Consider the following 7,641-nt stretch of genomic DNA (forward strand, 5'->3'; position numbering starts at 1 on the left):
GCGGCCGACCGGCCACGTGAAGCGCCAACACGGNCACTGCCCCGCATCGACGTCGAATAGAACTCAGACCCCGCCCAGCCCCACGCAACGCAACGCAACGCAACGCAAAGTTCAGACCTAGCTCAGCCCACCAATCGATCCGCCAGCTGTCCGAGATCGTCAGCCACCGCATCCCAGTCCTGCTCAGCCGCCAGATCCGTCTTTTGATCCGGCCCATGCTCGGTCGGGCGAAGCACGAACGCCGTTTTCAAACCGCATTTACGCGCCGCGGCCAGATCGTTGTTATGCGCGGCGACCAGGCACATCTGGTCGGGTGCCAGGCCCAACACATCAGCAGTGCGCAGATAGGCTTCGGGCGTAGGCTTGTAAGCCTGCGCGACCTCTGCGCCCAGAATCGCATCCCATGGCAGGCCGGCGCGTTTCGCCATATCCAGCATCAGCCGGATATTGCCATTCGATAGCGGCGCAATGATATAGCGCGTTTTCAGGCGCGTCAGGCCCGCGACCGAATCGGGCCACGGATCCAGGCGATGCCAGGCGAGATTCAGCGCATCCAACTCTGCCGGCGGGATCCCGTCAGGATTCATGCCCAATTCGCGCAGCGCCTTTTCCAGATTCTCACGATGCAACACATCCAGGCGGACAAACGGCCGCTGACCGCTGCGCACGGCCTCCATGGAGGGCGAGTACTGGCGACGCCATGCGTCTGCCAACGCGAGGGGTTGTACGCCCCCCTGCCCATACTTCGCCAAGAATGGTTCGGCCTCGCGCGCAACGCCATTGCGCCAATCCACGACCGTGCCAAAAACATCAAACACCAATGCCTGAACCTTATCCCATACCATGATGTGCCGCCTCCTTTGAATTAGGTCTTCAAACGATACCCCGTCAGGAATATCCATCGCACTGCGATCAAGCACACGACCAGGAACACCACGGTCATGCCCAGGCTGATGGATACGCTGACATCCGATACGCCGTAAAAACTCCAGCGGAACCCGCTGACGAGATAGACGACCGGATTGAATAGGCTCAACGTCTGCCAGATGGGCGGCAGCATGTTGATGGAATAAAACGTGCCGCCCAAAAACGTCAGCGGTGTGATGATCATCAGCGGGATGATCTGCAGTTTTTCAAATCCGTCGGCCCAGACACCGATGATGAAACCAAACAGGCTGAAGGTCACCGACGTCAGGATCAGAAAGCCTATCATCCAGAGTGGATGCTGGATGTGGAACTCGACAAACAGGCGTGCTACGGCCAGTGTGATCAGCCCCAAGATGACGGACTTGCTCGCGGCTGCCCCCACGTAGCCGATCACGATCTCGATGTAGGAAATCGGCGCGGAATGGATTTCATAGATCGTGCCGGAAAAACGCGGCATATAGATCCCGAACGACGCGTTGGCCACGCTCTGCGTCAGCAGCGACAGCATGATCATGCCTGGCACGATAAACGCCCCGTAGCTGACGCCCTCGATCTCGACCATATGCGAACCGATGGCCGAGCCGAACACGACGAAATACAGCGCGGTAGATACCACAGGCGATGCCACACTCTGCATGAGCGTGCGGCGTGCGCGGGCCATTTCAAATAAATAGATGGCTCGAATAGCGTAAAAATTCATTGTTTACCTCGAATAGCCTCGGCATTCATGGGCAGAGAGCAAAACGCCAACGTCATGCGTTCACCAAGCTCACAAAGATGTCTTCCAGAGAGCTTTCGGATGAACTCAGATCGGTGAACTCGATTCCGGACTCATCCAATTGGCGCAGCAAGCGGGCGATCTCTCCGCCTTCGTGCTGATTGTCGTAGGTATAGACCAGCTGATAGCCATCGCCAATGAGCTCCAGGCCGTAGGCCGCGAGTGCCGGTGGAACAGCCGGCAGCGCGTTTTTCAGCGTCAAGGTCAATTGCCGCTTGCCCAGTTTTTTCATCAACGTCTGGGTTTCCTCGACCACGATGATCTCGCCCTTGCGGATCACGCCGACACGGTCGGCCATTTCCTGGGCTTCTTCAATGTAGTGCGTGGTCAGGATGATCGTGACGCCGCTCTGGCGCAGGCGTCGCACCATGTCCCACATGCCTCGACGCAACTCCACGTCGACACCGGCAGTCGGCTCATCCAGAAACAGGATATCGGGCTCGTGCGATAGCGCTTTGGCGATCATCACGCGACGTTTCATGCCGCCTGACAACGCCATGATGCGCGTATCCTTTTTTTCCCACAGAGACAGGTCGCGCAGGATCTTTTCGATATAGTCCGGATTGGCCGGCTTGCCGAACAGGCCGCGGCTAAAGGTCACCGTATTCCAGACGTTTTCAAACGCGTCCGTGGAAATTTCCTGCGGCACGAGCCCGATGCGCGCACGCGCCGCACGATAGTCGGTCACGATGTCGTGGCCATCGGCCAGTACACGCCCCTGCCCCGGCGTCACGATGCCGCACAGGATGCTGATCAGCGTGGTCTTGCCTGCGCCATTGGGCCCCAACAAGGCAAATATCTCGCCACGCTGGATGTCCAGGTTGATGTTTTTCAAGGCCTGATGCCCTGACGCGTAGGTCTTGGATAGGCCTTGCACGGAAATGACGGGTTGCACGCGGACCTCTATATGGCGTTTGACCCAGTCATTTTACGTGTTCAATTTCTGCGCGTCGTTCCATAAAAATGGGAACATTGTTCCGTTATGTTGACTAATCGTCCGCGATCAAGCTCCTCAGAGCACTGCCCGTTGCGCTTTCAATGCGGCAATCTGTTCGGACGATAGCTCCAACTCCGCCAACACATCGTCAGCGTGTTGACTAAAGGCTGGTGCCGCAAACGGTGCAGGGCCCGGCGTGCGGCCATACTTGATCGGATTCGCAAATCCGCGGTAATTCCCTACCACCGGATGTTCGTAGTTCGCCACCATGCCTTCGGCCTGCACCTGCGGAAAATCGAACATGTCTTCGATAGTGCGGGCAGCGGCGCACGGCACCTCTTCGCCGAACAGGGCTTCCCACTCGAACGCACTGCGCGCCTGCAAGGCCTCGTGCAGACGCGGCACGATCTCGTCGCGGTGTTCAGCGCGTTTACGCACCGAGTCATAGCGCGGGTTCGCAGCCAATTCGTCCAGACCGGTTTTCGCGCACAATGCCGCCCAGAAATGCGGCGTGTTTGCGGAGATATACAGATAACCCTCGCGCGTGGGATGCAGACCGGTGATACCACCCGAGCGCATGTCGCGCCCGACCTCGCGAGGTTCGTCTTCTGCCCAGATCATGCGGGCAGACTGCATGGTCAAGGCACTGCGCAACAATGACACACCCACGTATTGTCCACGTCCGCTGCGTTCACGCTCGTACAGGGCAGACGAAACACCGGAGGCCACCAGCGCCGCCGCGTAGTAATCCACGACGGAGCCGTACAGGATCTCGGGCGGGCCGTCGGCCTTGCCTTGCATCGCGCACATGCCTGTCATGGTCTGCAGGACCTGATCGTAGCCCGCCTTGTCTTTCAAAGGGCCGGTATCTCCGTAACCCGTCACCGCGCAATAGATCAGGCGCGGATTGATTTCCTGCAATTGTTCGTATGCAATGCCTAATCGAACCGGCACGCTGGGACGAAAGTTATGCACCAGAACATCCGCGCGGCTGGCCAGATCGCGCAGGACTTGTTGAGCCTCGGGCTGTTTCAAATCCAGAGCCAGGCCCCGTTTGCTGCGATTGACGCCTAGAAATGCGCGGCTCTCGGATTCGAGGGACGATGGATATTTACGCAGGTTGTCGCCAACGGGAGGCTCGATTTTGACGACGTCGGCGCCTTGGTCAGCCAGCAGCGAGCAGCCATAGGGGCCTGCGATATAGGCGCTGAGGTCGAGTACGCGGACACCATGCAATGGGCCTTGGCCTTGTGGCGCCACGGAATCAGGGGTAGATAAAGTCATCCAGTGCTCCGGGAAACTTCGGTATTCATATCGAGGAGGAAAGGGTCGCAGCGCTAGGCTGCGAATACCATGTCGTCAGTCGTTTTCACGACGGCAGCAAGCCCGAACGTTTTGCCGTTTCCACAATCGCCTCGGCACGTCGTACGAATGGGGGATCGATCATTTTTCCATCGACCACATAAGCGCCGACGCCGCGAGCGTCGGCATCGCGCGCGGCCTCGACCACACGTACCGCATGGGCGATTTCCTCGTCGCTCGGGCGGAACGCCGTGTTCGCCAAGGCGACCTGACTGGGATGAATGCAGCTTTTGCCTAAAAATCCCAAGCGACGCGCTAACTCGGCCTCGGCCTGAAAGCCTTCGGCATCGCGAATGTCGGCAAAGGCCGAATCATAGGCAAACACGCCTGCCTCCCCCGCCGCCAGCCGCAGCGAAAACATGGCCTGCTTGACCGCGCTGGGCTCGCGCCGCGCGATCCCCAGTGGCTCGAACAGATCGCCCAAGCCCAATTGCAGCCCCGCCACGCGCGAATCGGCGGCGGCCAGATCGGCCGCGCAGCGCAACGCACGCGGCGATTCGATATTGAGCAGCAGACGAATTGGCCGTGTCACACCATTGGCGCTTTCAGCCTCGGCCAGCACGCGTGCGGCTTCGCGGATCTGCTCCACGTCCTCGGCCTTGGGCAAGTTCAGCATATGCAGTCCCGGACGCGCCACGGCCTGCACATCCGCGAGAAAGTACGGCGTATCCATGGCATTGACCCGCACGATCAGCGTTTTTTCCGTGGCCTGCGCCTCCGGCGAGGCGAGCCATTGCGCCAACTGCTGCCGGGCCTCGTCTTTGCGATCGGCCGCGACCGAGTCTTCCAGGTCAAACGACAAGGAATCCGCCTGCCCAGCCAAGGCCTTGGCGTATAGCTCGGGCCGCGAGGCCGGGACGAAAAGTTTGCTTCTCATTGTGATCATCCAAGTCAGTCATCAAAAGCGGCATTGCCACCAGGTCCGGAAGGCCCCTCACAATACAACGGGACTCGATTACAGCACCGCCATGCATCCACTAATGCCGTGGTGTCGCACGCCTGGCCTCAGGCCGAGTCCGTCTGCGCAAAGATGTGCGGGCCCAGGCTCCAGATACTAGGCTAGCCGACTGATGATATAAAGTGAGGAATATTAATCCGCTAAGTGAGTATTTCTCATGAAGATCGAAGCCTTTCGCACGCTGGGCGCGGTGCTGCGCGGCGGCAGTTTTGCGGCAGCGGCGGCGGATATGAACCTGTCGCCCAGCGCGGTCAGCCTGCAGATGAAGCAGATGGAGGAATATTTTGGCCAGCCGTTGTTTGACCGCTCTGCCCTGCAGGCGCGGCCCAATGCGTTTGCCGAAGAGGTCGACGAGGTATTGCGCGAAACGTTCGCCAAGCTGGATGCGCTGCGCCGCCGCAGTTCGCCCACCGTATCAGGCACCGTACGCCTAGGTATCATCGAGCCATTGCAGGTCACGCTGCTGCCTCCGATGTTGCGTTGGGTGCGAGAGCATTATCCCCAGCTGGATGTGCGTCTGGTGCGTGGACGCGTTGTCGAACTCGTAGAAAAACTCAAAACCGGCGAGTTGGACGCAGCGGTCGTGACTCAACCCGAATCGGGCGGTTCACGCCGCCTGGCCTGGACGCCGTTATTCCAAGAGCCTTTGGTCGCCATTGCACCGCCGGATTCCACCGAAGAAACCTTGAGTGAGCTGATGCATCAACACGAATGGATCCGCTTTGACAAAACCACGATCGGCGGCGGGTTGGCAGCGCGCTATGTCGCCCAGCACGCTCCCCACGCGCGCTGCCGGCTGGAACTGCAGTCCTTGGCCGCATTGACTGCCCTTGTGTCCGAGGGACTCGGGGTATCGGTTCTGCCGGACCCCGGACCGCAGGTATATGCGGTACATCCAGTACGCGTGCTATCGCTAGGGAAACGCGGGCCAGCGAGGCAGATGGCTTTCGTCTGCCGGCAATCCGATCAGGAAAACCGCTTGGTGCAGGCATTGCTATCAGGTGCCAAGGCGGCACATGCGCGGCGCATGGGTCTCAGCATCACTCCGTAAATATCTGGGCCTCGCTTCAGCACCTAATTCATTTCCAGCCGCCGTCGCGTTCCTCTGCGAATAGCTCAAGTGCTGGCGCCAGCGATGCGACTGGCCGCGCTGGCACAGGCTCTTGCACTGGCACTGGCACTGGCACTGCACAAGCACTCAGCCAGAATGCTTGCTGCGCCAGTACGGGCCATCAAAGCCCGCACATAATTGGTCAAATATATTTTGCGTGGCATTGCTAGGCCGCGACATGTTGCCGGCTGTGTCGATACGCAAACTCGAACGCTGAAACTCGACGCGCTCGTTGTCCTGCCGCTTTGCATTGCGAATCACGTTGACGAATTGAATCTCGCCATCGTGGTCTTCGACATTCAGCTCCAGCCAAAGATCCGGCCGGCTCATCGTGGACAAGCTGTAGTACAGCACGTTGATCAGCGGCACGTAGCGGCGCGCCCTCGTGGGTGCACAATCGACGCGGTAATCACGCACCATCCGCTCGGCATGTGCGCTCTGAAAATGAATGCGCGAATCGTATTTCGCAGCAAGCCCGGCGGCGAAAGCATCAGGATCACTGCCCTCTTTCACCTGCAGCTCGAGCCAGTCGCAACTGGCTTTCTTCAAATAGAAATAGTGGCTGCGGGGAATGCCATCTGCGCCTTGCGTCACGACAATCGCGCCGCCGCCGTTCAAAATTACCCTGGCATGCGCACGCGTGTCCGTGTCGTTCAAACGCTGCGGAATGCCTTGCGGAAACGTCTCGCAAGAGGTCTCGCTCGCACCGGCTCGATAAACGGGGTTGCTGTAGAACGCATCCAACGCATCGGCCTGCGCACTGCCGGCAGCCAATAGCGTCATTGCTGACAGCACCACACTGCTTATTCTCATCCCATACTCCCAGGCGCCTCACTGTTCACAACGAGCGATATCCGGCAACGCTGCTCATTGAAAGCAGCACGCGAGCATGGGATTAAACACTAAAAAAAACCCCACGCTGCAATGCCAGTCGGTTAAGCCCTGACTGGGCATTTTTTTATCGCCGGGTCGCCTCAAGATAAAAACGCCCCCTCGGGGGCAGCAAGCCGAAGGCGCAGCGTGGGGGCATTTTTTTTATCGCTGTTGGTGTTGTAGGCGTTTGCTGTTCGTGATTGTCTCTCTGAAGGCGTCCCTGTCGCGTGCCTGGGCGTGGCGCCGGGCCTATCGCACGGACTCGGCCCATGAGCAGGGGCCTCGGTCCGCTGCGCGGACTAAATCCGTGCTCAACGGCCCGGCACCACGCCCAGGCACGCGACAGGGACTCACGATGGGAGAATGCAACGAGGGCTGAGGGCCATCAGCTGTTTTTTGAAGCTGTCTTTGCCAATGCGATAGGCAGGTTCATGTCATGTGGCCAAACTGACNCANATCAACGGAGTCTGCTCAACAACGAGAAGCGTACAAACATCCGTCAATGGCAGNCATTGCNAGCAGGAGGTCGGCGTGTAAAAGCCCCGCCGGGCCGTTGAGCCGCGATTTAGCCCGCGAAGCGGGCCGAGGCCCCTGCTTGTCCTGGTCTAATGTAAGTGGACACGTAGATAGGGTCATTGACCCTAGCCAGGAACACTTACGACTATGAAACCACCCCGCCCCCGTAGAGATTTTGA

Annotated in this window: 6 protein-coding genes and 1 pseudogene; 1 reads left to right on the forward strand and 6 read right to left on the reverse strand. The window is 59.2% G+C overall.

All coding sequences use genetic code 11. The features are described from left to right. Positions 1-122 precede the first annotated feature (122 nt). The 5 genes and pseudogenes from ACNA0J_RS26985 to ACNA0J_RS27005 all read right to left on the reverse strand — a co-directional run. Positions 123-830 (reverse strand): annotated as a pseudogene (locus tag ACNA0J_RS26985) (haloacid dehalogenase type II); the annotation flags it as partial. A 35-nt stretch (positions 831-865) separates the two neighbouring features. Beyond that, the gene (locus tag ACNA0J_RS26990) at positions 866-1,627 is read right to left on the reverse strand and encodes an ABC transporter permease (protein ID WP_415821977.1); all 762 of its coding nucleotides are present in this window, start codon (positions 1,625-1,627) and stop codon (positions 866-868) included. 52 nt (positions 1,628-1,679) lie between these two features. Then, on the reverse strand, positions 1,680-2,600 hold the full coding sequence (locus ACNA0J_RS26995; protein WP_415821979.1) for an ABC transporter ATP-binding protein: 921 nt from the start codon (positions 2,598-2,600) through the stop codon (positions 1,680-1,682). A 117-nt stretch (positions 2,601-2,717) separates the two neighbouring features. Beyond that, positions 2,718-3,926 (reverse strand): CaiB/BaiF CoA transferase family protein, encoded by a 1,209-nt coding sequence (locus ACNA0J_RS27000; RefSeq protein ID WP_415821980.1) that lies wholly within the window; start codon positions 3,924-3,926, stop codon positions 2,718-2,720. Positions 3,927-4,011: 85 nt separating this feature from the next. Next, on the reverse strand, positions 4,012-4,881 hold the full coding sequence (locus ACNA0J_RS27005; protein WP_415821981.1) for an HpcH/HpaI aldolase/citrate lyase family protein: 870 nt from the start codon (positions 4,879-4,881) through the stop codon (positions 4,012-4,014). 238 nt (positions 4,882-5,119) lie between these two features. Here ACNA0J_RS27005 and ACNA0J_RS27010 point away from each other — a divergent pair, with 238 nt between their 5' ends. Continuing rightward, complete coding sequence (locus tag ACNA0J_RS27010) at positions 5,120-6,013, forward strand: LysR family transcriptional regulator (RefSeq protein WP_415821982.1); 894 nt, start codon at positions 5,120-5,122, stop codon at positions 6,011-6,013. A 147-nt stretch (positions 6,014-6,160) separates the two neighbouring features. On the opposite strand, the gene ACNA0J_RS27015 is transcribed toward ACNA0J_RS27010, so the two are convergent. After that, positions 6,161-6,886 (reverse strand): hypothetical protein, encoded by a 726-nt coding sequence (locus tag ACNA0J_RS27015; RefSeq protein ID WP_415821983.1) that lies wholly within the window; start codon positions 6,884-6,886, stop codon positions 6,161-6,163. Positions 6,887-7,641: the final 755 nt, after the last annotated feature.

Origin of the sequence: Bordetella tumbae, assembly GCF_965139195.1 — a bacterium.
GTDB classification, from domain to species: Bacteria; Pseudomonadota; Gammaproteobacteria; order Burkholderiales; family Burkholderiaceae_B; genus Bordetella_A; species Bordetella_A tumbae.